General features: G+C 46.1%; 1 protein-coding gene. It reads right to left on the bottom strand.

Annotated features, from left to right (window positions below; translation table 11 throughout):
- Window positions 1-133: 133 nt before the first annotated feature.
- Window positions 134-610 (bottom strand): IS200/IS605 family transposase, encoded by a 477-nt coding sequence (gene tnpA / locus B5F94_RS16015; RefSeq protein WP_204247520.1) that lies wholly within the window; start codon window positions 608-610, stop codon window positions 134-136.
- Window positions 611-755 lie beyond the last annotated feature (145 nt).

The following is a 755-nucleotide window of genomic DNA, read 5'->3' as shown; positions in this document are numbered from 1 at the left end:
AGTCAAAACCTCCGGCTAAGCCGGAGGCTTGAGTAGGCCCTATAAGGGCCTGATACGGACGAAGCCCCTTAAGGGGCCCCGAAAGGTTTGCCGACTGCATTTCTTTCTCGGGCTACCCCTTAAGGGGTTCCTTTTATGCCTTCTTGTTCTCGCGACCCGTAAACGGGTCAACAAACTCTTTCAGTCCTATCTGGTCTGCGATTTGATCCGATGCCAGTTGGTTTCGGATATACTCTGCTATTTGCTTCTTATTGCGTCCCACTGTATCCGCATAATATCCTCTGGCCCAAAAGTGTCGATTCCCATACTTATATTTCAGATTTGCATGCCGATCAAATATCATCAGACTACTCTTTCCTTTCAGGTACCCCATAATCTGTGATACGCTGTACTTGGGCGGTATGCTTATCAGCATATGTATATGGTCTGGGCATGCTCTGGCTTCTATAATTTCTACCCCCTTTTGCTGGCATAGTTTCCTCAGTATCACTCCTATATCCTGTTTTATCTGGCCATATATCTCCATCCTCCGGTATTTCGGCGCAAAGACGATGTGATATTGACATCTCCAACTTGTATGCTCTAAACTACTTATGTCTTTATCTTTCACGATGAAGGCCTCCCTGTTATCGTAGTTGTGTGGTCGGCAAACCACTCCTACCTTATCAGGGAGTTTTTTACTTTTCTACTTTCCTCCTCGCTATAAGCTATTTTTTACCCCCGGCATAGCCGGGGGTTGACTTTGGTACCACCAA

Source organism: Flavonifractor sp. An4, from assembly GCF_002161755.1.
Taxonomy (GTDB): domain Bacteria; phylum Bacillota; class Clostridia; order Oscillospirales; family Oscillospiraceae; genus Flavonifractor; species Flavonifractor avicola.
Note: the sequence above shows the minus strand (reverse complement) of the source record. Positions and strands in the feature narration are given on the sequence as shown.